A 24,919-nucleotide genomic window follows, 5' to 3' on the forward strand; every position below is an offset into this window, starting at 1 on the left:
AGTACATTAGAGAATGCGATGTCCTTTACTTTAGCAATCTACTGCTTTCAGCATACAGTATAAATTACGCACTTCAGCAAATCCCTACTCTTTCAGCCATAGTGGCTTACAACTAACCCTAAAGAAAATCTCCACAGATCTGCACTCAAATCTGATAGGATGATTCTTATTGTTACTTTCTCTACAGATTACTTAGCAAAGGTTACAGCACGGGTCTCGCGAATCACTGTGATCTTAACCTGACCAGGATAGGTCATCTCGTCCTGTATCTTCTGAGCGATCTCTCCTGATAATTGAGTAGCACCTGCATCATCTATCTTATCAGCACCCACAATTACTCTTAGCTCTCTACCTGCCTGGATAGCATAAGTCTTAATCACTCCAGGGTAAGAGAGTGCTAATTTCTCAAGGTCATTCAGACGTTTGATGTACGCCTCTGCAATTTCACGACGCGCTCCAGGACGTGCACCACTGATCGCATCACAGGCCTGAACAATAGGAGCGATAAGTGTCTCCATCTCTATTTCGTCGTGGTGAGCACCTACAGCATTACAGATATCTGGTTTCTCCTTATATCGTTCACAGATCTTCATCCCTAGTAAAGCATGTGGTAATTCTGGCTCCTCATCACTCACCTTACCAATATCATGTAGCAAGCCTGCACGCTTAGCCTTCTTAGGATTAAGCCCTAGCTCCGATGCCATCACAGCACACAGGTTAGCAGTCTCCCTTGAGTGTTGTAATAAGTTCTGTCCATAGCTTGAGCGGTACTTCATCTTACCAACTAAGCGAACCAACTCAGGATGCAATCCATGGACACCTAGATCTATCATCGTCCTCTTACCAGTTTCTACGATCTCCTCCTCGATTTGAGACCGAACCTTAGCCACCACCTCTTCTATTCGAGCTGGATGGATTCGTCCATCTTGGACTAGCTGATGCAGGGTAAGTCTAGCGATCTCACGACGAACAGGATCAAAGCAAGATAAGACAATAGCCTCCGGAGTATCATCCACAATCACCTCCACTCCTGTAGCGGCCTCAAGAGCACGTATATTTCGACCCTCACGGCCTATGATACGACCCTTCATCTCATCATTCTCTATATGGAATACGGTCACAGCATTTTCAATTGCTGTTTCGGTAGCAATTCGCTGAATAGACTTCACAACCAGCTTCTTGGCTTCTTGATTAGCAGTCATCTTAGCTTCATCAATAATATCAGCCACAAGTGATGCCGCAGCAGCCTTAGCCTGATCTTGAATGCTATTAACCAACTGTTCTTTTGCCTCCTCTGCCGAAAGTCCACTAATGACCTCTAGTTGCTTCTCAGCTTCACTCTTTAGGACTTCTAGAGCTGCCTCTCGAGCTTGTATATCAGACCAGCCCTGCTCAAGCTTCTTCTCATTCTCTCTTTGAGACTTTTCTAATCTTACTTTTTCGGCCTCTTGTTCCCTCGAAATCTTATTGAGGTCGTCTTGCAGCCCTTGAAGTGAATGCTCTCTATTTTTGAGCTTACTCTCCCAACTCTGAACGCGACTCTGGCGTTGCTGCATCTCCTTATCTAGCTCAGCCTTATTCTTTATGGCCTCTTCCCTTACCTCCAGAAGCTTATTTTTCTTGAGTATCTCTAGATCCTCTTTAGCATTTGCAATATATGCATCTCGCTCTTCGATAGCTTTTTTCTTCAGCTCCTTCCAAAGGAAAAATCCTCCTACAGCAAGAAACACAATAGCCACCCCAATAGCGACGAAAATGTTACCCATATCCTAACGTTTTTTTACAAATAATTAATCGAAAAACATCTGCTAGGTTATGTGAATTAAAGATTACGTAATGATAATTTATAAGACTAAAGTTATACGAGCTGATCCAACTGTTTTACCAGCTTCTCCAATCTACTAGTTAGCTGAAGATCCTCCATCTCTAGCATACTCGTCTGGGCATTGTTAGCAATATGAAGAGCTACGTAGGTCATAAGCTCATCCCTCTTAGCATCGGGGAAGGCCACTCTATACTTCTCTAACACAGAATTAACCTGGTCAGCCGCTCTTCGAATTTTCTGTTCTGCGATCTCCGTACGCGGGATAGTGAGCGAGAGACGTTGATCCTCTATTCGGATCGTAATGTCTCGCGTCATAAATCTGTTTATTTCAGAATGTTCACCATCCATGGTTCATACTCAATCGTACAGTATTATTCTTTATATTTATACTATTATGCATTTGGAGGACTTCCGCCTACTCCAAATCGTATCTTATCACCGTAACTACTCTATTCGCTTTTCTAGCAGAGTAATACATTCATCTATGACCTCAACTATCCCATCTAGCTCCTCTCTCAGCCCTAACAAAGCATGATTAGCTTCAGGGCTAGAGCCAGTAGCGATAGTAGCCACAGATAGTTTCTGCTCTAGCGTCTGGATCTCCTCTCGCTGCTTATTACTTTGGTCTGTAAGCAAATCAATCTTCGCCATAGCATCAGCGAGCTCCTCATTTACTTGGTTGTATTTCCGACCAAACATTGCAATTCGAAGCTCCACCTCCTCTAACAATTGACTCTCTCTACTCATATCAAAAGATCTGTAGTAATAAGCATCCACAAAAAAAGAATCTCACCTAGACTCTGCAGCATACTCCTAAGCAAATATAACAAATTTTAGCGACCTAGCAAGAAGTCATCATGTCCCATTTTAACATTTTTGAACTCATGCAGACACACGATCATATCGATGATAGTGCTTCACGAGGGAGAGCAGTTACGCCACTCTTCAAGAGCCAAGATTTTCATGTACATGACAGTCTCATTCGAAAGCTATAAGCCGTCAAAAATCTTAGTTATATAAAAAAGAAATGTTTCCTATAGGACCGATATTTTTTCTATATAAGTAGAAGAGTTTCTTCCTATATGAAGAAACTCCAATACTTACAAGAGCCTTACTCTGAGAAGCGTCATTCAGTCAGCTCATCACCTATAACCAAAGCACTATAGGCCTACTCTTCGCTACAACTATCTATTAAGAGCCATTTCGATAGCTCTCTCATATAGTGTGTAGAAACGACTCCATTCAGCATCAGCTGATAACTCTTGAGCAGCTCTTCTCGCCTCTGCCTTCTCCTCATCGGACTTTGCTATATAACTCAGAATGTTCTCCACTAGCGATTTAGACAATCCATCAAAGTCATAATCATCTCGATGCAATACCCGAACACCACTCATAAGGTCATTACCAACGGTGCTATGCTTCTCAGCCCAAACGCCAAAACCTGCCTTGTCAGTTGTAATCGTAGGAATACCAAAAGCAATGCTCTCCAAAGGGGTGTACCCCCATGGTTCGTAATAAGAAGCAAAAACGGTAAGATCAAGAGCCGAGAGAAAATCATAATACTCAAGATCTAAAATTCCATCCCTCCCATCTAAATAGGCTGGTACAAAAAGAGGAAAAACGCCATGCCCCCACTGCTCTCTCAAGGCACTTAATTGAGAAAATATGGGATGCCCCCATGGATCATTTAGCTCATGGGTCAGAAATGGATTCTGCATCGGCATCGTTAGTTCAATATTTCGCTCAAGAGCAAAGGCCAAGTCTCTCCGCGGTGACTTAACCCAACTGGGAACTGCGATAACAGCAATAACATCCTGAAGTGTTTGATTCTTAATACGCCCAAGCGCATCAATAAAAACATCCAACCCTTTATTACGGTATTCATTCCGACCTGAAGTGGCAATAATTACGGCCTCACTGGAAATGGTCGTACCATACAGTCGCTCAGCCACGCGAATGATTTTATTTCGCCCATCTGCTTTTAGTATAGCTTGATCTTTTTCATCAGGAACAAAAGCCGGCTCAAAGCCATTATACAGTACCACATCCACCTTTTTATCCAAAAGCTGAGCCGCTTCAATAGCGGTTACATCGCTAACCGTTGCGAACACATCGGCTTGGTGAGAAGCTAATCGCTCCACAACGTGCTTACACGTAACATTTAGCTCATCAGCCATCTGAGAGCCATTATAATTAGGCAGTTCACCATACAACGGCTTACCATTACCAGCAATGGACCTCCCAACAGTTGTCGCATGGGTAACAAAAATAGTATGTATAGCGGGCGAATGCAGTGCACAGTACAGGAGTCCCATCCCAGTAGTCCATTCGTTAAAAATAGAGACGACTAGACTGGACTCTTTGACCTTCTGGTATGCTATCATTACCTTTGCTGCCGCAATGGCAAAAAGGCAGGATTCATCGTAATCACCATAACCCAGCTCACCTCGTATGCCATATGCACTCCACATCTCATAATAGAGTGCACCTTTATCTTCAAACAAAGAGGTATAATCCACAAGGATTACCCGAGGCTGATCTGGGATGTTCCACCTCCCAATTCTCACCTCTAGTCCACAATCTGCAGTTAGCTGAGAAGCTAGACGATTATCGTGCTCCGCAATGAAATCATCTTGATCTCCCCCACGCAATAGAGGGCCCACAAAAAGTACACCATCATCACCGTGCTTCATGAGCATGGTCGAAGCTCTTGAGCTAAGCACTGTATAAATGCCCCCGATCTTATTACACACCTCCCAAGATGTTTCCATCACCAGTAAAGGGTCAGACATATTCTCCATCACGTTTTTATTTACTATCCACTAAAAAAATCAGAAAGCGCCCTCGAGGCTGATGTGCCTACCGAAGACGCTCTTAGCATAATACATAACCTAAAGTGAGAAAAAAAGCTGACCCATGAGGATTCGAACCTCAACAGACAGAACCAAAACCTGTAGTGCTACCATTACACCATGGGTCAGTATTCTCATCTTTCATCCTAATGATTTGTGCAAAGATAATAGTATTTTTCAACTTGACCAAATCTTCACAGCTAAAAAATATCTTTTTTGCTGAATTAAAAGAAAACGAGTCCTTATAGATAAATCATAAAGGACTCATTTTCAAAACTTAATACACTAAACAATAGAATCGCACATTTATTTTAATTGTGCTACCCACGCCGCAATTCTTTCGTCAGTTAGGTCATCTTGATTCATCTCATCAAGCAAGAGCCCAACTAGTCGCCCATCTCGCTCGGCTTTACTAGAGTCATAGCTATAACCTTCCACGGAGGTTTCCCCTATAAATGTACATCCCGCATTTTCAAATTCATCGTACAACTCTCCTACACCATCACAGAAGGTATCACCAAATCCCTCAGAATCACCAAGCCCAAATAAAGCCACTTTCTTACCCTTAAGATACGGCTTCAGCTGATCCTTAAATTCAACCCAGTCATCTTGCAACTCTCCCATCCCCCAAGTAGATGTTCCTAGCACCACCAAGTCATATTGCCCTACATCAGCAGCATTAGCACTTGATATGTCGTGAACATCGCCATTGGCCACTCCTAACTCATTAGCTATTCTCTGAGCTACATCAGCAGTGGTACCAGTTGAAGACCCATAATAAACACCTATTTTCATCACTTTTATTATTTTTGATTAATAAATCACTCTCACTCACTCCCCACAAAGGTAATGACTATAGCTAAATGATGGTATCGCTAGATTTAGGTAATTATATGGCGTAAAAACAAGGAGGAGCTACCTACTTATGCAGATAGCTCCTCAATTACATTTACACTAACAGCTTCTCTCATAGAAAGAAGAAGTTGGAATTATTACTCATCATCCTCTTTTTCATCATTGTCCTCCAAGATATGAGACAGCTCATTATCCTCAGAGTCATAGAACTCATAAGAAAGGACACCCAACGACTGGTCCGCTACGATATTAAGCCCCTTGCCGTACTTTCCTCTCCACTTTGCCAACAATGAACTACCAAATCCTAAGAGTCCCTTGCGACTATTTATAAACGCTGCTACGTATGGATGGACATGCAAGACAAGTTTACTCACTCCCTCTTGTGTCATCAGTCTAGCAATCATATCCTCTAGCTCATCGGTAAAGAATATAGATGGCTTGACCTTCCCAGTACCTAAGCATGATGGACACACTTCATCAGTTTCGATCGTCATGGCTTGACGTACTCTTTGGCGAGTAATCTGCATCAAACCAAACTTAGTGATAGGTAGTATCGTATGCTTAGCCCGGTCGTTTTTCATATACTCATTCATGGTCTCGAATAGCTTTTGTCTATTCGCCGCCTGAGCCATATCGATAAAGTCCACCACGATGATCCCCCCAAGGTCTCTAAGTCTCATCTGCCTAGCAATCTCTTCGGCTGCAGACAAATTAACATCCACTGCAGTATCCTCTTGCTGCTTTGATCCCCTAGCTCGATTGCCACTATTGACATCAATCACATGCATCGCTTCCGTCTGCTCTATTATGAGATAAGCTCCGCTCTTATAAGTCACGCTCTTACCAAATAAGTGCTTAATCTGTCTCGTGACATCAAAGGCATCAAATATAGGCTTCTTATCCTCATAAAGCTTGACGATACGTCCTTGACCTGGATCAATCAACTCAATATAATCAGTGACCTCCTGAACTAACGAACGATCATTAATGTATATGTCCTTAAATCCAGAGTTATACGTATCTCTCAAAAGACTTAGTGTGCGACTACTCTCCTGATGTAGCATGCCGATGGCATCATCTTTCTGACCATTACCACTTTTACTCTTACCCTTCGCACTACGTTGGGACGATGGTGCGGGCTCCTTGCCTAGGTTTTCAATGGTTTTCATCCATTTATTGATCAAAGACCGCAACTCATGGTGGAGTTCCGCAACCTTGACCCCCTCAGCAGAGGTACGAACAATAACGGTCACATTCTTAGGCTTAATACTCTGAACCAGCATTTTAAGTCTCTGACGTTCTTCCCCAGAACGGATCTTTTGAGACACTGACACCTTTTCAGAAAATGGTATTAATACCAAATATCTACCTGCAAATGAAAGCTCAGTCGAGAGCCTTGGACCTTTAGTAGAGATAGCTTCTTTGGTAATCTGCACCATCACTTCATCGCCCTGACTGAGCATATCAGCGATAGCACCACCCTTCTCTATCTCCTTTTCCAACTTCACCTTTTCCGGAGAAAAGCTTTTACCGAATTTACGCTGAGCAGCAAGAAAACTCTTAGCCGTCAGAAAGCCATTGCCTAGGTCTCGATAATGAAGGAATGCTTCCTTACGATGACCAATATCGACAAAAGCGGCGTTCAGACCAGGCATAATCTTCTTCACTTTGCCCAAATAGATATCCCCCACAGAAAAAGCGATATTCTGCTTTTCCCTCTGAAGCTCTACCAATCGACTATCCTCTAGGACCGCAATAGAGACCTCCTTCTGGCGAACATCTATGATCAGTTCACTTTTCACTCGAAATAATGGTTACTAAAAAATTAAATATTCTATTACTAATATGACTAAACCCAACAACTAATAGAAGACTAATCTCAAAAATAGAAAGCAAGCCTTAAGATTGCTACTATGCTATTGTGCGTGTAACATATCCTAAGGCTTATGCCATACCGAACTCCGAAACATAATGTCTCCGAGCCCCTACAGTATATTTGCGCTTCTAATATCTCACACTAATCAATTAGTTGTTTGACCTAGTATATACCCGACGAGTAAGATGTGATCTTCATCACCTCTCTACTCATTTGGTATTACTTCTTCTTATGACGATTTTTACGCAATCTTTTCTTACGTTTATGAGTCGACATCTTATGTCTCTTTCTTTTCTTTCCGCTTGGCATATTATTTATATTTTATAGTGAATACTGTATCTCTCACATCAGTGAGGAATAATTGTTATCTCAAAAAAAAAAATTAAGGTCTATAACACAAACTTCAGCACCCTGTCCCTTATCACGCGTTATTCTTATCAATCTTCACCGAAAAGTTCTTTGAAGGCTTAAACACAGGAACCTTTCTGGCTGGGATCTGTATTGTCGTTTGCTTTGTGATATTACGAGCAGTCTTAGGTGCTCTTTTCTTCACACTAAAGCTACCGAATCCACGCAGATATACTGCATCATCATCTTGAAGGACATCCATGGTAGTTTCCATAATCGCTTCCAATGTCTCTAACACGAGCTTCTTTTCAATCCCTGTACGTTTTGATACCTCACCTACGAGTTCAGCTTTAGTCATAATACTATATATCTTTTATTATTATCGTTACAAATTCCGTCCTTTTTATTGCCTCCTATGTCAAAAGACTACCTTATAAAAGTCAGCCTTATAGGAGTTGATGGCAAAGATACCTTTTTTTATCTAGTTTTTGAAATAAATCTCATTCTTTTTTTCGCTAACCTCTTAATTCACTTACTTTTGTGAAGTCCAAATGAGACTTAATAAATACATGTCCACTGGTAATTAAAAATAAATTATCAGTACCTATTTCATTGGGTTTTTCATCCTCCTCTAAACTTCTCATACGCCTTATTACGTACATCCTCAATCTATCGGTGATCAAATACACACTATTAAACCATTCATAAACAGTTCAGTGATATACTGAAGAAATATTACTCACATGAGTATAAAAAAAAAGGATGGCACTACAATCTATCTTGCAATACCACCCCATACTTATTGGATATATATAAATAAATGTTGATTACAGGTTCACCTTTATTCCGGCAAAAATTGTTCTTGGCATCTTTGGACCATATATATAGGCCGATGCTCTTTGTGAGCCCTCATCAAAGTCTTTTTGATAAGAGTTAAATATATTCTGTGCTCCAATGCTAAACTCCATCATAGCATCTTCCATGTGGAAAGCATAGGAGACCTTTGTTCCGAGAGTGAAGAAAGCTTTAGAACGCTCTAACACACCATCTTGAATAGTGATATAACCTGGGACGAGATCACCAGCCTCATGAGGCACATACATTTTCCCAGTATAGTTACCTGATAAGCTCCAAGAGAAGTGATGGCTTGGTGTCCAATTTAGAAGAAAGTATCCATAGGTATTAGGAGTACGCATAAACTCGCGACTATTAATACCATCAATACCGACTTCCTCCTCTTCATCAAAAAGACTTCTCTGAGCTGTGAAGCCCATATCAAGAGTTGCGATGTTAGTGTATGCTAGTCTTAACTCTAAGTTAGCACCATAGACACTGGCATTACTAGCATTAACAACCTCTAGATAATCTCCTCTATCCTCATGATTGAACTTATCCAGCAAACGTGTATAAAACCCTTCAGCCATTAGATTAAGCTTAAATCCATTATCCCAAGCTAGATAATAATCTGCAGAGAGACTGGTACTATGGCTTTTCTCTTCATGCAAGTTAGCACTAAGAACACTTGGCTTACCTTCACCTCCAGCAAAATTCACGTGCAGTTCCTCATCAAAGAACTGTGGAGAACGAAAGCCTTGGCCATACGTAGCACGTATGTGTAATTTCTCAATTGGATTGAATCGAAGTGTTACACGTGGGGTAAGGATATCTAGTTTTTTACTTGGATCATCACCATTCTTAAGATCCACATGATCATAACGACCACCAATCAAGAAGCCCCAAACATCATTCTTCCACTCATTTTGCAAGAAAAGACTTGTAGTATTGGTGACTTGATCAATAGCTTCTGGACGATACCCACTGATGTCCTTCAGATCATTGTGGTTAAACTCGAACCCTGCTGTTAACTCAGCTGGCATAAAGATGAGTTTATCAAAATTATGACTATACTGAGTACCTGCTTGGAGCGTTGTTTCTTTGGTATTTCCGTATGATCCCAAAGCTCCAACTAGGCCATCAATATCTTCCTTAGTTAATGTTCCTGCTTCATGCTTCTCACGCAACTCTCTAGCTAGAAGGCTTCCACCTCCATAATAACTATCTCTATCAATATGCGACCCAGCGACAAAGACATTCAAGAATCCCATACCATCGGCAAGATTTTGATCCAGTTTAAGGATACCAGTATGGATTCTATGCTTGACTGCTTCGGCAATTTGTGCTTCATGTTCGGGACGATCAAGACGATCCCCACCTCTACGTTTTTCTTGTGTATAGAAATAGTCGAGAGACAGCTTAGTAGCTGGACCAACAGAATAGAAAGCAGAAGTACCAAGGGTGGCAAAGTGGAGCTGTGGCAAGTCAGAAAAACCATCTTTCCCATTAGGTTGTGCACTTCCAGGACGCTTTAGGTCAAGTCCTGGACGACTCTTCATCTTCCCAAATACACTCACTCCAGCTCTCCCACTGTTATCAACAACAGATGCAAACAATCCAGCATCATGCATAGGAGTGCCTAAGTTATCTTGAACTCCACTTATGATGTAGCTCGCCTCAGCGGTATTTCGAGTAGGAGTCTTAGTAATAACATTCACTGTACCACCAATAGCAGCTGAGCCATAGAGTGCAGAGCCTCCTCCACGAACCACTTCCACACGATCTATCATAGAGGTAGGAAATAACTCAAGTGCGTACACACCTGCCAGCGAACTAAATATGCTGCGTGAGTTAATAACAATCTGAGAGTAAGTCCCATCAAGTCCATTAATACGAACTTGGTTGAATCCACAGTTCTGACAGTTATCCTCTACTCTCACACCAGGATTGTACTTCAAAGCTTCATCCAAGGTGACAGCATTCACTTTAGTAAACAACTTAGCATCTGTAACATTCACTAAGACTGGTGCCAAGTTTCTACGGGTCTCGTTCCTGCTCGCACTCACGACAACCTCCTCCATATTGATGGCGGTTGGCTCCAACTTTATCACGTGGTCGCCCTTTGAGTCAAGCTTGATCTCACGAGTGCCATATCCGACAAATGAGACTCTCACGGTCACGGTTCCCTTTACGAGATCCTTTACTTCAAAGTAACCATCAACATTGGTAGTAGCTCCATAAGAGGTACCTAACACAACAACCGTTGCGTATGCAAGAGGGGTATCATCATAGGCGTCTACCACCTTCCCCTTTAGCTTGTATGCAACTTCTGATTCACTTGGGATTTCAGTTGCATACCCCAAATTCTCTGCCATGACGCCAATAATGGACATAGCAAATACGGAGGTCCATAGCAGACCTCTCCAAAATAATGATTTCATTACAGTATGTAAAAATTTATGTAAAAAACGATTTATTTCCTCTCAACTCAAAGCTCGATACAAGGAGGGCCACGTCTAACGACCTTATGGAAGAAATGGGAAGAGACAAATATCTGCTCCCAAGTTTCAAGCTTTATGATATAGAAAAAGAGGGGCTCTAAAATACTAAAAGTAGTATTAATCCCCGTCGTTGAAAGGTCTGAAATTTGATGAAGCTGTACCAGCTCACTAGCCGTATGTTTATGGAACGGCTCACTCTTCTGCTTTTCAGTTTGCTTATGAGCATGGACCACCAATACCCCATCAATCAAGTTGAAGTGGGTAGTAGCGACTATTGAACCCAAATAACCGATAAAAATCAGCAAAAGAGCCCAGCCTACAATATGGTGGTTTAGCTTTTTCATTACGCAAAACTACAAAAAAGAGTCACAGTAGCAAAAAATTTATTAAGAAATACCATCATTTAGGTACACAAAATACGAGTCGAATTGAGATCAGAATAAAATAATCCTTATGAAAATCCCTTTTCAGCTATGATGTGAGACGACTATTTGCCAAGAAAAATCTTCGTTGTTCTTGGGAGTATAACTAATCTATTCTTATACCTAACTTGAAGTGATCTCTATTATTCATCGTTCAGACTACAACCTCTTGACATTGGGATAACGCATTTAGAAAACATGAACACAATTGGGGTCGTAGAAGATTAGATACCAGACACTTGAGAGACAGAAAAACACGAGATAAAAGCAGCGAGGCTTAGTAAGCAAAAAGGCTGAGAATAAAAGACAATAAGCATTAAGTATCATTCACATATCTAGAAGTGATCTCACTCTATATTCATCAGCAAGTAGTAAATAAATTGGTATATTTGTAGTAGATAGATTTAGAGAAAATGAGAATAAATGACAATTATAAAAAAAGAACAACCATGGTAAATTACAAAGACTTAGGACTGGTAAACACTAGAGAAATGTTTGCGAAAGCAGTAGATGGTGGATACGCTATCCCAGCTTTTAACTTCAACAATATGGAGCAGCTACAGGCAATCATCCAAGCTGCGGTTGAGACAAACTCACCAGTTATTTTACAAGTATCTAAAGGTGCTCGTAACTATGCTAATCAAACCCTATTGCGTTATATGGCTCAAGGAGCTGTAGAGTATGCTAAAGAACTAGGTTGTGAAAAGCCTCAAATCACACTTCACCTTGACCACGGGGATACTTTTGAACTCTGTAAGAGTTGTATCGAAATGGGCTTCTCAAGTGTGATGATTGATGGAAGTCACCTACCTTACGAAGAAAATATTAAGCTAACCAAGCAAGTGGTAGAGTATGCACACAAATTTGATGTTACCGTTGAGGGCGAATTGGGTGTCCTAGCGGGTATCGAGGATGATGTGTCTGCGGAAAAGCATGTCTATACTCAGCCAGAAGAAGTGATTGACTTTGTGAGCCGCACAGGCGTGGACTCTCTAGCAATCTCTATTGGGACTAGCCACGGGGCTAATAAGTTTACACCAGAGCAATGCACACGTGATGAGAAGGGCAATCTAGTACCACCTCCACTTCGTTTTGATATCCTAGAAGCTATCGAGAAGAAGCTACCAGGCTTCCCAATCGTATTACACGGATCAAGCTCTGTACCACAAGACCTAGTTGAGACCATTAATAGTCATGGTGGTAAATTGAAGGATGCTATTGGTATCCCAGAGGATCAACTACGCAGAGCAGCTAAGTCTGCAGTATGTAAGATTAATATTGACTCTGACGGAAGGTTGGCAATGACTGCAGCTGTCCGCAAGGTCTTTATCGATAGCCCTGCCGAGTTTGACCCTCGTAAATACCTAGGCCCAGCTCGTGAAAGCCTTAAGAACCTTTATAAGCACAAGATAGAGAACGTACTAGGCTCTATCAATAAGCTATAAACCGTTTATACCAATAAGAAAAGCAGGGAGATGGTGGATATCCACCATCTCCCTGCTTGCTTTATGACCAAACTATTACTCTAGTTTTGTGGATTATCTGCGTGTATGGTCCAGCCCTTATCAGTAGCTAACCTATCATTAGCACCGCTCACGCCTTGATTAGAGAAGACATACAAATGGTACTTCCAAGATGCATCCAAGTCTTTAGCTGTCGGAAGATCTGAGTATATCTGATTAAGAGCTGCCGAATCAAATAAATTACTGGCTATGTTCGCCTCCGTAAGACTTGACAAAGGCTTAATGTCCAATGACCTCAGCTTATTACTTTCGAGAAACAGAAACTGAATCCTATTTTCACTTGGGAAGATCAGCTGAGATAGCTGATTATCTTGAATCGCCACTGTGTTTAGATGAATATTACTACTGAGATCTAGTGTAGTGAGATTATTCCTCCAAAAATCAACCACTTCCACATTTGGCATTTTTGAAAGATCGGCCTTTGTTACCCCAGAATCAATCACTTGTAAGATCTCCACATCACCATAAATAGCAAACTTGGAATTCTGGAGCTTGAAGTCCATCACCTTATTCGCCATAATATCATTAGTAAAGTCGGTAATATACTCCCCTTTATCGGGCTGAGCATTACCATTTAAATCCACAAAGACAAAAGGCTCGCTATCGACACCCTTCGGTAATACTCCGATAGAGATCTGCTCTCCAGCAGATTTAGCAGTTTCAAACGTAGCAACAGGTAAACCCTCGGGAATCGGCCTCATAGGCTCTTCATCAAGGATCATAAGTTTTTCACCATTCCACTCTGCATATATCGCATAAGCTTGTCCTGCTTTTAATTGACGACCCGGCAGAGTAGTCTCAGAGTGCAGAACTTTATCTGGTAATTGGTACGCCACCAAATTAATGTCTGAAGACTCATGGGACAATGGGACAAACCAAAAGCCTACATGTGACACTCCCCCTGCAGGAATCTCCACCATAGGATAATCAACATTGCTTAGTATCATATCTGGTTGACCAACTGGGTTTAATAAGTCAAGGTATGGCAATTCTGTATTTCCAACATAAGGAAGTGCTCCTTTATGATAAAAAGCCAAAGATTCCTCATGCGGAACAATCGCAAAGCCCGCGGTCTTGAGCGGAAGAGGGCTACTATTCTTAATAGAAATAACAGCCATTGCACCTAAGTGGTGAAAGGTAGCTGAAAGCTTTTTCTGGCGTGCTTCGACGCCTTTTAATTCAAAATAGACAGGCACATCACCATCTCGATTAGGAGACAATGACAACAGGTCATAAGTAGAGTGAGCTGCTATGCCTACTAAAATCTTTCCATCCTTGACTTTCACTCGATCTGCTATGATGCCGTATAGGTCAAAAGGGCGTGTGAGATCAATTGAAGAAGGGATCGTAAGTGTACATATAGCGTTCCCATTTTCCACCGCTTCGGTTTGAACTCCTCCAAGATAAGCCATGACATCGCCTTGTTTAAAGACAATCTTGATATCCATGGCTCCTCTATCCCAACGGAATAGTACTTGTTCTCCATTAGGATCCTTAATATAGCTTCGCAATTGATCATTATCAAGGGTGAGCTCTAGAGTCCGTTCTTCCTCTGGCATAATCTGGGTCTTTTGATTACAGCCAGTCATTAAGACAAGGACACCCACGAATATATATAGTAAGTTCTTTTTCATCATACACTAATTATAATTACCATTTCACGATAGGGAGATTATCTCTTCTCATCCCAGGACGCAATCGCTCAGAAGTGTCATCCACTTGCCAGTTACGATCCTGAGCTAATTGATGATTAGCCAATACAGCCCCTGGGTTACCTTTAATAAGCAGTACGCCAGGTACCAACCCCCTCCTATTTGGCAAACTCTTATATAGTTTTTCCAGAGCATCCTTTTTCATTCTATTTCCGGTCAAGTCTAAACCCTCAAGTCCGGTCAGCGTGCTGACATCAAACTCCTCCAGTTCGTTATTTCTAACAATTAAGGTACGTAGCTTGGTAAAGTGCTTCATTGAAAAGCCTGAAAAGTATCTGGCGGAAAGATCTAGATACTCTAGATCAGTACAGTTATCCAGAACGGTACTAAAATAGTTAGTATAACCTAAGTCTAAGACTTTTAATTTATGAAACTTCGTCAAGTCTAGCTTCTCAATGACATTATTTCTCAGAGATAGGTACTGGAGATTAGATAGGCCAGAAATATCTATCTCTTTCATAAAATTGGTACTCAAATCAAGGTATGTCAGGTCTTTATTGACACCAGAAGTAAATTTACTAAATCTGAAATTGGTTCTGCCAGCTAGGTGTGTCACCTTTCCATGTAGTCTCAACTCCTTTTTTGCTGTAAATTTCAATTCGTTTTCCTTATCGTAATGGAGACCAAACTTCGTAATCTCTTCACCACTGTCTTTCTTTCCATTCTCATTCTTATCAATCCATACATTTTTCCGATCCTCAGGTTTGGCATCGATGAATAGAAAGAGTGTTTTATATTCATCTTCCAGATCTTCAGAAATCAAAAAGGCAACATAGTTAGAGACCTTTTCAGGATTATTTTTTCCACCTTCTCTTCCAGAACTAGGAGTATTTTTTCCGCCACAAGAAGCGAGGAGGAGTATGACGATAGTCGGTATTATTATTCTCTTCATTCTTATGTTACTTTATCATTATAGTGTAATCCTCTACTTCTCCAGAGATCATATAGTTGGGATTGGAATACCCATAGGCACTTATATTCACACGCATGGTATAGGTTTTACCCTTTACTGGTTTGACTTTAAGAGTATTGAAGTCTATCGTCTTATTAATCTCCTGTCCAGAGGTTAATTTCTCAAAGGAAAGAATAATATCCTGATCCTTTTCTGAGTTAAAAATGCCATCATGGTTGAGATCTACAGATAATAATACATATCCCACTGCATCGGGACGAAGAAAATGAGGCTTGATAACCACATCAAGCTTCCCATTATCGACATTAATGATCTTATCTGTGTACACCTCATACCGACCAGCTGTAGAGTAAGTCTCTATCTGATTGAACCTCGTGTACTTAATGTATAGATCCAGGGATGGTAGTACCACAGGACTATCAAATAAGGGCGAGTCGAGTTCATCGACATTACCACTATTCTTACCTTCGACTCTCACTGGGGGTTCGAAGCCTATGATCATCTCATGATCCATATTAAATCCGCCGCTACCTCCTCCTGAGCCAAGCTCATCTGGAGAAAGAGCCGATAGCTTGAACCACCCATTAGAGATGCCTCCCCAACCCCAGTTGAGAGAGAAGTAGCCATTATCTTTGTATCCATCAATCACAAAGGAGTGTCCTCCTCCTTCTCCCCTGCCAGCATATTGAACGGGACGTCCAGCATCCAGCTCTGCCCGGAGCATCTGGTGCCACTCATCAGCCGAATAATTATCGGCATACAGATTTTTGATAGTCGGAGGATATTTATAAAAGTGGTGTAACATCTCTGGGACAAATTTCTGGTACGTTCCACTGCCACCATTCTCACCATAGTCAAAGTTCATATCCAAAGCAACAGCCACACCATAATTAAATCGTGAAGTATGAAACTTGGCCGCTTCCTTTTCTGGCTCACTCAGTCTACTTAACGCCTCTTTATTCATAGGCATCTTATCCCACCGAAGGGTATAATTATAATCATGACCTTGAATACCAAAACGGCCTGAATTATATTGATACACACCTTGGCCTCGCTCTGGATATTCCCAATATCTCATGATCATAGCAGTGGCTGTAGCCACACAACCTATTGGAGTAAAATCCGGAGCAAAAAGATTGTATCCATTTCCTTGATCCCACTTTAAGTCTCCTAATATTGGCTCTTTAATAACCTTCGCCTCATCACCTGACCGTAAAATAGCCCGCCGCTCTTCTAGTCGCTTCCGAGAGGGGGTGAGTTCCATCTTTCGAGCAGAGATGATTTCTCCAGAGTAGTCATCTAACAAGGACTTTAGTCCTAATGGAACATTACCGGAGTCGATAGTTCCTAGCTCAGAGTACCCAAGAATCGGTTCAGCTGCGACGTACGCGGAAACAATCACAAAGCCTCCTTCACGTGCATTAAAGACATAATACGCAGAGGGATCGGCAACATCCGTCTCCAGCATCTCCAAGGTCTTTCCTGGCAAAATTGATTGAGCCAGCCCTCTTGCCTCTTCGGGATTAACATCAAACTGTTTATTGGATGATTGCTTCTCTACTTGTGACACACCATTAGGTCCTTCTTGGCAAGCCGTGAAGAGAAGTAACAGCACCAGCAGTAACACACTTTTTTTCATTCGGTCATTTTTTATGGTTATAGATGCTATGAAACAAACTAAAGTTTCTAACAAGTCGTATTTCTTGGGGAAATACAAAAATGGCGATAATGCCTAATCGGGAATTATCGCCATCTATAGCACATATGTATTATATCAATTATGCTATATCAACGCTGACCAAGTCTTCCATCAATGATAACCAAACCACCGTCATCCTTGGCACGTTTAATTTGATCTACAAGATCAGAAACTGTATCTTCCTCTTCCACCTGCTCATTGACATATTTACGGAAGAAGTTTTCTGTCGCATAGTCTTGCTGCTCAATAGTAGCGGTAACAATCTCATTGATCTTCTTACTTACTAAGCACTCATGCTCAAAAGACTTCTCAAAGAAATCAAGCACGGTTTTAAGGCTAAGCTCTGGCATCCTAATGTCACCCAACTCTGGTGTCTCACGGCGTGACATAATATAGTCAATCATCTCTTCAGCATGAAGAATCTCCTCACGATACTGCTCATGCATCCAGTGAGAGAGACCAGGCCACCCCATATCTCCAAGCATGATAGACATTCTCTTATAAATAAATGCAGATTCGTACTCTAGCTTAATCTGCTCATTAATCTTCTTAAGTATTTCTTTCTTAATCATAATCTTCAATTTTTATATATTTAAAATCTTTCTCTTTTTCATTTGTATCAAAGATAACGAATTCGTGTGGAAAGGGCATCATTTTAAAGTATAATCTTTCCTAAATTCGCCACGAATAACAATACTTTCACATCTAAATACATTTATCCATGCCACTAAGAGATCATTTATCCTCTACTAAACGTGAGTTCGATGTAAGAAAAGGATATAATATTGTTAGTCGTTAGATGTTCTAACAGTTTAAAATAGAGGAGATTATATTAGGAAAAGTGGTAAATTATTTGTATCTTTATAACTGATAATCAATAAGATAAACAAATAAAATACCACTTTTATGTTCACAAATATAGTTGAAGTTTTTTGTATTCTAGATGATTTCTCCAAAAAGTTTGATCAGGTGATGAAGGCTCATTCTATGGAAACTGGTCAGACAAAGAGAAGAAGAAATAGGAAGTTTAAGCTTTCTGACAGTGAGGTGATGACCATTCTCATAATGTTTCACCACTCTCATTACCGTGATTTGAAGTCTTTCTATCTGAAGTACATTTGCACACAGTGTCACTCTCTTTTTCCCGAAACGGTCTCCTATAATCGCTTCGTGGAGTTGCAACAAAAGGTAGCCTATAAACTGATTGCTTTTCTCAATATGTGCTGTTTGGGGGAGTGTACAGGCATCTCCTTCATTGACTCTACACCGTTAAGGGCTTGTCATATTAAGCGAGAAAGGAGTCACAAAACAATGAAGGGGTGGGGTGCAAAAGGAAAGTGTACAATGGGATGGTTTTATGGCTTTAAGCTACATATAGTCATCAATGACAAGGGAGAGATTATCAAATATCAAATCACTCCTGGTAATGTTGATGATAGGGCTCCACTCAAGGACGATGCCTTCACAAAGAAGCTTTTTGGGAAATTAATAGGAGATAGAGGATACATCTCTCAATCTCTATTTGACAAACTCTTCATTGATGATATACACATAATTACAAAAATCAAGAAGAATATGAAGAATTCACTTATGTCCCTTTACGATAAAATTCTTTTGCGAAAGAGAGCTATTATCGAAACCGTGAATGACTTACTAAAGAACGTCTGTCAAATTGAACATACAAGACATAGAAGTGTGAATAACTTTGTCGTTAATCTCATCTGTGGTTTAATTGCATACAACCTAATGCCTAAGAAGCCAGAGCTGAATTTAGAAATTATCAAAAAAACTAACGAAATCGCTATCGCTTAGGTCGAACTCACGTTACTAATGATAAAAATGATAAAAATGATAAAAATCAAAGAACCCGATAAAAAGAAAATTGAGTCTAAATATTTGAAAGCATTATCTCCAGTAAAAGAGTTACATTTGTACTGTAAGTAAAAAACATTAGACATATAATTTAAATGGCAGACGATAAGAAAATCATTTTCTCAATGGTGGGCGTAAGCAAAACTTTTCCACCAAGCAAACAAGTACTTAAGAATATTTATCTAAGCTTCTTTTACGGAGCAAAGATTGGTATCGTGGGGCTTAACGGTAGTGGAAAATCTACCCTACTCAAGATTATTGCTGGAATAGACCGCGAATACAATGGAGAAGTGGTATATGCATCCCCTGAATATCGTGTCGGCTATCTAGAGCAAGACCCTCAATTGGACGACAACTTAACAGTCAAGGAAGTGGTGATGCAAGGGGCAGCGGAGACCGTAGCCTTACTTAAGGAATTTGACGAAGTCAATAATGCGTTTGGTGATCCAGATGTACTTGAGAACCCAGAAAAGATGGATGCGTTGCTAGCACGACAAGCTGATATTCAAGACAAGCTGGACGCTTCAGACGCATGGAACCTTGACACCAAGCTCGAGAGAGCTATGGATGCTCTTCGCTGCCCGCCTGCTGATCAACCGGTGAAAGAGCTATCCGGAGGAGAACGTCGTAGAGTGGCCCTCTGCCGCTTACTTATCCAAGAGCCAGAGATCTTGTTACTAGATGAGCCCACCAACCACCTCGATGCTGAGAGTATAGATTGGCTGGAGCAACACCTACAGAGATATACCGGTACTGTTATCTGCATCACCCACGACCGTTACTTCCTAGATCACGTCGCAGGTTGGATCTTAGAGCTTGACCGTGGTGAGGGTATCCCTTGGAAAGGCAATTACTCAAGCTGGCTGGAACAGAAGAGCACCCGTATGGCTCAAGAAGAGAAGCAAAGCACCAAGAGAGCTAAAGCTCTACAGCGCGAACTTGATTGGATCAGGATGGCTCCTAAGGCAAGGCATGCCAAGGGAAAAGCTCGTCTGAATAGCTATGACGCCTTACTCAACCAAGAGACCAAAGAAAAAGAGGCTAAGCTCGAAATCTATATACCTAATGGACCTCGCCTGGGGAATAAGGTCATCGAGGCACATTCTGTGAAAAAAGCTTTTGGAGAGAAAGTACTCTTCAATGACCTTAATTTTATGCTTCCTCCTAATGGCATCGTGGGCGTGATTGGTCCTAACGGAGCAGGAAAGTCCACAATGTTCAAGATGATTATGGGGATGGAGAAAGCCGATGAGGGGACCTTCGAAGTCGGTGAAACAGTAGTGATTGGCTATGCCGATCAGTCGCATAAGGACATCGACCCAGAGAAATCTGTATATCAAGTCATTTCTGGAGGTCAAGACCTCATCAAAGTGGGAAACCAAGAAGTCAATGCACGTGCCTACCTCAGTCGATTCAACTTCAATGGTGCCGACCAAGAGAAGCTCTGTAAGGTGTTATCAGGAGGTGAGCGTAACCGTCTTCATCTAGCCCTTACTCTTCGCTCTGGTGGCAATGTATTGTTACTTGACGAGCCGACTAATGACATTGACATCAACACCTTGCGTGCTCTAGAGGAGGGACTTGAAAACTTTGCAGGATGTGCCGTCGTGGTCTCACACGATCGTTGGTTCCTAGATAGGATCTGTACCCACATCCTAGCGTTCGAGGGCGATGGTAATACCTTCTACTACGAAGGATCCTATACTGAATATGAGGAGGATAAGCTCCGCCGCCTAGGCGAGGATGCTATCCCTAAGCGTCGATACCGTAGTCTCACATAACAAATAATTCAAGTCATGAATAAACATTTTTTATATCTACTATTATTTATTTCCCTATTATGGAGTGGGAATAATATCTATGCACAAAATTCATACCAGACTCTAGATGGTACCACCTGGTCTGTAGGAGACACCATTCGGATCGGTTATAATCAATATGGAGAATACAGGTCTCTTTATACGCTATATGAGTCACCAGACTTTACTTCATTAAATCCAGTAAAGTCTGACGATCTAGTTTTGATGGAAGGAACCATCATAGATATAAAACCTCATAATGAGAATATTACCTACAGCTCAAGCGAAAGTAATATTCTCATTATTAGCTTACCTTCGGAGGAATATCCAAAAATATACATAGATATTGACGAAGCAGTAGTCAATCATGAGGTAGTTCTAAGATTTAGCGATAATCCCACCTCTAAAGTAGCCATAGATCTAACCGATGACTTAATATGGGCGTATTGCATCAGGGTAAATAAGATTGAAATCACTGATGATTTAGTTATGTCGTATATCAAAATGACTAAGGACGAAACTTTGGTCGATGAATTGTCTTCTAACAAATTTAAATTCGAACGTGAGAAAGAAACCTATAGGAAAGAGTTGCAAATGCTAGCTGATCATTTTGACTTTTCCAAGATCTATAGGGTGAAACTTAATGCTACATTTGGGGAGTATGATTTTAAGAAGCAAGGCTATCCTTGTGAATACTATGTCTACCCTACATCAAGATGGTATTATGGACTAGATGAGTGGCAAGTCATTGGTATTAATAAGAACTACAATTTATTTGTAGGAAATGATTACGAACGAACCTCTTTTTTACTTTTTCCACCAGGAAAAGCAGAAGAGTATGAATTGACATTACAAAAATTAAACGATAAATATATTGGATATATCAATCAGATCTACGCATCAATATATGTGAAATTAATAGATACCCCTGTCGCATTTCCCCCTTTTAAAAGGGAAGCCCCCAAAAATAGTGACGCGGAAATCTTTGAAAGAATGGCTATAAAACGGGAAGAGGAAGACAGAGAGTTATCTAAACCATACACCTTGAATGGGAAAGTCATATCAATTGACTTCTTTGATCACCCTTCCCACGAATACAACTACATTCATTCCCTTTATCTCCAATAATAAGAACAAGTTATATACGAAAACCCATTTATTATAGGGAAATAATTATACTGGCACTAATTCTTTAGGGACCCCATTTGAAGAGCGATGCTTTTTCAAATGGGGTTTCAAATATATTTAAATACCGATCTTTCATAAAAATATTTTCTGACGGCGTCAACAACGCAGTGTGTTCGGATTTGACCACATATTTGATTACTTCTTGCTCTCTCAAGTAATAGGCTCGTTGTCTCATGCTACAAAAGTATTACAGATTTGCAAACCAGTTCGCTATAATGAATACTAATACTTCATTCTTTAGTTATATATATTTTTATGATTCTAAAAAATATATTTCGAAACTCTATTCTGGTTTTCTTAATATATTTGAAATCTGAGACTTTGGATTATTTCGCATATATGATGTGAAGAGCTATGTCATCTTTCTTTGACTTAGATATCCCCCAAAAAAGAGGTAAGTCCTTTAGACATCGCCCTTCAAACTTTTTCACGGCTTGTACATCTAATAGTTACAAGCGTATGTATAACCTTTAAAATTTCAACTTTATGGCTGATTCTAAATTTCGCGTAAAAGCACGCAGTAAGAACCCTACAAAAGTAGTCGTGAAGGCTCGTTCTTTTGAAATGATTATTGACGAACCCACAGAACAAGGGGGTACCAATGATGGGGCAAATCCAGTAGAGTATGTATTGGCAGCCCTCTCAGGTTGTTTAAACGTCATGTGTCATCTCATCGCCAATGAAATGGGATTCACCCTTCGTGGAGTGGAGATCAAAATAGCTGGATCGCTGAATTCTGACAAACTAATGGGTAAAGAAACTACAGATCGTGCAGGATTTAAGGAAGTGGATGTCGAAATCATCCCCGATACCGATGCGGATGATGATACCCTTAAGAAGTGGATCAAAGTAGTAGAGGAGCGTTGTCCAGTCAGTGACACCATAAGTAACTCCACTCCACTAAAGATCACATTAGCGTAAATGAGACTTTAAGCCTACCCATCAATAAGATGACATGGCTTGAAATAAACAAAAATAAAGAGGAGCCTACTCGCAATGAATAGGCTCCTCTTTTTACATATATCAAAAAAAATGATATATACTATCTTACTTTGCTTCCAAGTGTACTGTCATCTGGATTTGATCGCTAATGATATTATCTTTAAGATCCTTAAAGATATTCTTGGAGCCATAGTTAACACCCCACTGAGTACGATCCAAGACAATAGGCTCTGACACTGCAGTATAGACGCCATCAGCTTCTTTTATCATAGCTTTAAAACTAATGCTTAGGGTAACATCCTTCATGGTAAGATTTCCTGTAACCATGTAATTATTCAGCTCTCCTTCTACAGGAGTAACCTCAGCAATTTCAAAGGTACTAGTTGGATACTTCTCAACATCGAAGAAATCCGCACTTTTAAGATGTCCTTCCAGTTTGGCCTTCATCTCACCCTCCAAGTCCTCATTATCAATACTGTTCATCTCGATAATAAACTTACCCGAAAGGACTTCCTTCTGAGCCTTATCTACTCCTATCACACCTGATTGGAGATAAATCTTTCCAATATGATCAGTGCCTGGCTTACTACCAACCCAATCAATGTAACTAGCTTTTGTATCAACCTGTAGGTTATCTAGGGCCTCGATGCTATTTATATTAACAGCTTCTTTGCCCTCATTGCTTTCTTTCTTTTTGCCATTACAAGCAGACATAAACAAAACAAAGCTAGACAACAAAACAAATAAAATTAAATTTTTTCTCATAGATTCATCTTTCTTATTATAAAAAAATACGCACAAAGATACTAAAAAATTCGCCAAATAGTACAAATTGAGACATTGCATACTGAGATAATAGTGTTAATGTTCTACGATAAATAAGCTCACATTTACAAATTCCGGATTAGATATGATATAAATAACACTATTATGCCTATAATATTAATACGTAGTCGCCTCAAATAAAAGTCGTGAGCCTACTCTTAAGACATCACTCATTAGCCAAATCAAAAACATGCCATAAGTAGCCCTCCATAACATTCATCAGATATGCTATTCCTCCAAAAGAGGACAACCGACTTTTAATTACGCATCAAGTTCTTTTAAAACACCAATGCAGATAATCCTCTATTTCCCTCCACTCATTAAGAGCTCTCGTCTATTGTTGTGCGTATGCTAGTGATTGATTAACTTTGTAGAGATATATTCACTGAACACAATAAGATGAAACCGATATTTTTAATTGGCTTTACAGCGGTCGGAAAAACTACTATTGGCAAAAGGCTAGCTAGCAGACTTGGGCTAAACTTTCTTGACGCCGATGAGTATCTTGAAAAAAAATACCACAGCTCCATTGGTGGGATGATGGCGGGCTGCGGTATCGAGAAGTTTAGAAAGAGAGAGAAAGTCATTCTAATCGAGATCTCACAATTACAAGACACTGTGATTGCTACAGGTGGTGGGATGCCTACCTGGGATGATAATATTGATCTCATGCTTGCTCGTGGTACTGTGATATATCTAGAAGCTTCCGTGGCAGCCCTAACCAAAAGACTTATCGAAGTCCGAGACTCTCGCCCTACTGTGATGGGACTTGATGATGAGGGTATCCGAAAGCACGTAGAAAACGTATTACCTAAGAGGATCCCAATATACGAAAGGGCTCACTTCTCTGTTTCTGCTGAAACCCTAGTAACAGAAGATGATGAGATCGCTCTTACAGAGGAAATTGCCACTATCATTCTGTCCAATAAATAA

20 protein-coding genes and 1 tRNA gene are annotated in these 24,919 nt (G+C 40.6%); 6 read left to right on the top strand and 15 right to left on the bottom strand.

Annotation, left to right across the window (positions count from 1 at the left end; translation table 11 throughout):
• Positions 1 to 188 precede the first annotated feature (188 nt).
• The 10 genes from rny to QYZ87_06545 all read right to left on the bottom strand — a co-directional run bounded on the left by rny (position 189) and on the right by QYZ87_06545 (position 11,435).
• Complete coding sequence (gene rny / locus QYZ87_06500) at positions 189 to 1,766, bottom strand: ribonuclease Y (GenBank protein MDN4754176.1); 1,578 nt, start codon at positions 1,764 to 1,766, stop codon at positions 189 to 191.
• Positions 1,767 to 1,858: 92 nt separating this feature from the next.
• On the bottom strand, positions 1,859 to 2,140 hold the full coding sequence (locus QYZ87_06505) for a cell division protein ZapA (GenBank protein MDN4754177.1): 282 nt from the start codon (positions 2,138 to 2,140) through the stop codon (positions 1,859 to 1,861).
• Positions 2,141 to 2,269: 129 nt separating this feature from the next.
• On the bottom strand, positions 2,270 to 2,572 hold the full coding sequence (locus tag QYZ87_06510) for a hypothetical protein (protein MDN4754178.1): 303 nt from the start codon (positions 2,570 to 2,572) through the stop codon (positions 2,270 to 2,272).
• A 437-nt stretch (positions 2,573 to 3,009) separates the two neighbouring features.
• Entirely contained in the window at positions 3,010 to 4,617 is a 1,608-nt protein-coding gene (locus QYZ87_06515) for a glycosyltransferase (GenBank protein MDN4754179.1), read from the bottom strand.
• Between the two features lie 117 nt (positions 4,618 to 4,734).
• Positions 4,735 to 4,805: transfer RNA gene (locus QYZ87_06520), tRNA-Gln, on the bottom strand.
• A 178-nt stretch (positions 4,806 to 4,983) separates the two neighbouring features.
• Positions 4,984 to 5,475: a flavodoxin gene (locus tag QYZ87_06525; protein ID MDN4754180.1), complete on the bottom strand. Its 492-nt coding sequence runs from the start codon at positions 5,473 to 5,475 to the stop codon at positions 4,984 to 4,986.
• Between the two features lie 194 nt (positions 5,476 to 5,669).
• Complete coding sequence (locus tag QYZ87_06530) at positions 5,670 to 7,334, bottom strand: Rne/Rng family ribonuclease (GenBank protein ID MDN4754181.1); 1,665 nt, start codon at positions 7,332 to 7,334, stop codon at positions 5,670 to 5,672.
• A gap of 495 nt (positions 7,335 to 7,829) precedes the next feature.
• Positions 7,830 to 8,114, bottom strand: coding sequence for an HU family DNA-binding protein (locus tag QYZ87_06535; protein ID MDN4754182.1), 285 nt, complete (start codon positions 8,112 to 8,114; stop codon positions 7,830 to 7,832).
• 469 nt (positions 8,115 to 8,583) lie between these two features.
• Positions 8,584 to 11,031 (bottom strand): TonB-dependent receptor, encoded by a 2,448-nt coding sequence (locus QYZ87_06540; GenBank protein MDN4754183.1) that lies wholly within the window; start codon positions 11,029 to 11,031, stop codon positions 8,584 to 8,586.
• 47 nt (positions 11,032 to 11,078) lie between these two features.
• Positions 11,079 to 11,435: a hypothetical protein gene (locus QYZ87_06545; protein MDN4754184.1), complete on the bottom strand. Its 357-nt coding sequence runs from the start codon at positions 11,433 to 11,435 to the stop codon at positions 11,079 to 11,081.
• A gap of 527 nt (positions 11,436 to 11,962) precedes the next feature.
• On the opposite strand from QYZ87_06545, the gene QYZ87_06550 reads away from it, so the two are divergent.
• A complete protein-coding gene (locus tag QYZ87_06550; GenBank protein ID MDN4754185.1) occupies positions 11,963 to 12,958 on the top strand; it encodes a class II fructose-1,6-bisphosphate aldolase in 996 nt (331 codons plus the stop codon).
• 80 nt (positions 12,959 to 13,038) lie between these two features.
• Here the strand turns inward: QYZ87_06550 and QYZ87_06555 are convergent, their stop codons facing one another.
• From QYZ87_06555 to QYZ87_06570, 4 genes are all read right to left on the bottom strand, one after another.
• The gene (locus tag QYZ87_06555) at positions 13,039 to 14,673 is read right to left on the bottom strand and encodes a hypothetical protein (GenBank protein MDN4754186.1); all 1,635 of its coding nucleotides are present in this window, start codon (positions 14,671 to 14,673) and stop codon (positions 13,039 to 13,041) included.
• 13 nt (positions 14,674 to 14,686) lie between these two features.
• Complete coding sequence (locus QYZ87_06560) at positions 14,687 to 15,640, bottom strand: hypothetical protein (protein MDN4754187.1); 954 nt, start codon at positions 15,638 to 15,640, stop codon at positions 14,687 to 14,689.
• A 7-nt stretch (positions 15,641 to 15,647) separates the two neighbouring features.
• Positions 15,648 to 17,300 (bottom strand): C10 family peptidase, encoded by a 1,653-nt coding sequence (locus QYZ87_06565; protein ID MDN4754188.1) that lies wholly within the window; start codon positions 17,298 to 17,300, stop codon positions 15,648 to 15,650.
• A 149-nt stretch (positions 17,301 to 17,449) separates the two neighbouring features.
• On the bottom strand, positions 17,450 to 17,932 hold the full coding sequence (locus QYZ87_06570; GenBank protein MDN4754189.1) for a ferritin: 483 nt from the start codon (positions 17,930 to 17,932) through the stop codon (positions 17,450 to 17,452).
• Between the two features lie 334 nt (positions 17,933 to 18,266).
• On the opposite strand from QYZ87_06570, the gene QYZ87_06575 reads away from it, so the two are divergent.
• From QYZ87_06575 to QYZ87_06590, 4 genes are all read left to right on the top strand, one after another.
• The gene (locus QYZ87_06575) at positions 18,267 to 19,172 is read left to right on the top strand and encodes an IS982 family transposase (protein ID MDN4754190.1); all 906 of its coding nucleotides are present in this window, start codon (positions 18,267 to 18,269) and stop codon (positions 19,170 to 19,172) included.
• Positions 19,173 to 19,327: 155 nt separating this feature from the next.
• Positions 19,328 to 21,013 carry an energy-dependent translational throttle protein EttA gene (gene ettA, locus QYZ87_06580; GenBank protein MDN4754191.1) on the top strand — a complete coding sequence of 562 codons (1,686 nt, stop codon included), beginning with the start codon at positions 19,328 to 19,330 and terminating at the stop codon, positions 21,011 to 21,013.
• Positions 21,014 to 21,028: 15 nt separating this feature from the next.
• Positions 21,029 to 22,159 carry a DUF4852 domain-containing protein gene (locus tag QYZ87_06585; GenBank protein MDN4754192.1) on the top strand — a complete coding sequence of 377 codons (1,131 nt, stop codon included), beginning with the start codon at positions 21,029 to 21,031 and terminating at the stop codon, positions 22,157 to 22,159.
• A 546-nt stretch (positions 22,160 to 22,705) separates the two neighbouring features.
• The gene (locus tag QYZ87_06590; protein ID MDN4754193.1) at positions 22,706 to 23,140 is read left to right on the top strand and encodes an OsmC family protein; all 435 of its coding nucleotides are present in this window, start codon (positions 22,706 to 22,708) and stop codon (positions 23,138 to 23,140) included.
• A gap of 126 nt (positions 23,141 to 23,266) precedes the next feature.
• On the opposite strand, the gene QYZ87_06595 is transcribed toward QYZ87_06590, so the two are convergent.
• Positions 23,267 to 23,926 carry a YceI family protein gene (locus QYZ87_06595; protein ID MDN4754194.1) on the bottom strand — a complete coding sequence of 220 codons (660 nt, stop codon included), beginning with the start codon at positions 23,924 to 23,926 and terminating at the stop codon, positions 23,267 to 23,269.
• Between the two features lie 459 nt (positions 23,927 to 24,385).
• On the opposite strand from QYZ87_06595, the gene QYZ87_06600 reads away from it, so the two are divergent.
• Positions 24,386 to 24,919, top strand: a complete 534-nt coding sequence (locus QYZ87_06600) for a shikimate kinase (protein MDN4754195.1) — start codon at positions 24,386 to 24,388, stop codon at positions 24,917 to 24,919.

This window comes from Porphyromonadaceae bacterium W3.11 (assembly GCA_030434245.1).
GTDB lineage: Bacteria > Bacteroidota > Bacteroidia > Bacteroidales > Porphyromonadaceae > Porphyromonas_A.

Bases quoted from the DNA above. Each gene is read 5' to 3' on its own strand.
- rny (MDN4754176.1), bottom strand. From the start codon at position 1,766: ATGGGTAACATTTTCGTCGCTATTGGGGTGGCTATTGTGTTTCTTGCT.
- QYZ87_06505 (MDN4754177.1), bottom strand. From the start codon at position 2,140: ATGACGCGAGACATTACGATCCGAATAGAGGATCAACGTCTCTCGCTC.
- QYZ87_06510 (MDN4754178.1), bottom strand. From the start codon at position 2,572: ATGAGTAGAGAGAGTCAATTGTTAGAGGAGGTGGAGCTTCGAATTGCA.
- QYZ87_06515 (MDN4754179.1), bottom strand. From the start codon at position 4,617: ATGTCTGACCCTTTACTGGTGATGGAAACATCTTGGGAGGTGTGTAAT.
- QYZ87_06535 (MDN4754182.1), bottom strand. From the start codon at position 8,114: ATGACTAAAGCTGAACTCGTAGGTGAGGTATCAAAACGTACAGGGATT.
- QYZ87_06540 (MDN4754183.1), bottom strand. From the start codon at position 11,031: ATGAAATCATTATTTTGGAGAGGTCTGCTATGGACCTCCGTATTTGCT.
- QYZ87_06545 (MDN4754184.1), bottom strand. From the start codon at position 11,435: ATGAAAAAGCTAAACCACCATATTGTAGGCTGGGCTCTTTTGCTGATT.
- QYZ87_06550 (MDN4754185.1), top strand. From the start codon at position 11,963: ATGGTAAATTACAAAGACTTAGGACTGGTAAACACTAGAGAAATGTTT.
- QYZ87_06555 (MDN4754186.1), bottom strand. From the start codon at position 14,673: ATGATGAAAAAGAACTTACTATATATATTCGTGGGTGTCCTTGTCTTA.
- QYZ87_06560 (MDN4754187.1), bottom strand. From the start codon at position 15,640: ATGAAGAGAATAATAATACCGACTATCGTCATACTCCTCCTCGCTTCT.
- QYZ87_06565 (MDN4754188.1), bottom strand. From the start codon at position 17,300: ATGAAAAAAAGTGTGTTACTGCTGGTGCTGTTACTTCTCTTCACGGCT.
- QYZ87_06570 (MDN4754189.1), bottom strand. From the start codon at position 17,932: ATGATTAAGAAAGAAATACTTAAGAAGATTAATGAGCAGATTAAGCTA.
- QYZ87_06575 (MDN4754190.1), top strand. From the start codon at position 18,267: ATGTTCACAAATATAGTTGAAGTTTTTTGTATTCTAGATGATTTCTCC.
- ettA (MDN4754191.1), top strand. From the start codon at position 19,328: ATGGCAGACGATAAGAAAATCATTTTCTCAATGGTGGGCGTAAGCAAA.
- QYZ87_06585 (MDN4754192.1), top strand. From the start codon at position 21,029: ATGAATAAACATTTTTTATATCTACTATTATTTATTTCCCTATTATGG.
- QYZ87_06590 (MDN4754193.1), top strand. From the start codon at position 22,706: ATGGCTGATTCTAAATTTCGCGTAAAAGCACGCAGTAAGAACCCTACA.
- QYZ87_06595 (MDN4754194.1), bottom strand. From the start codon at position 23,926: ATGAGAAAAAATTTAATTTTATTTGTTTTGTTGTCTAGCTTTGTTTTG.
- QYZ87_06600 (MDN4754195.1), top strand. From the start codon at position 24,386: ATGAAACCGATATTTTTAATTGGCTTTACAGCGGTCGGAAAAACTACT.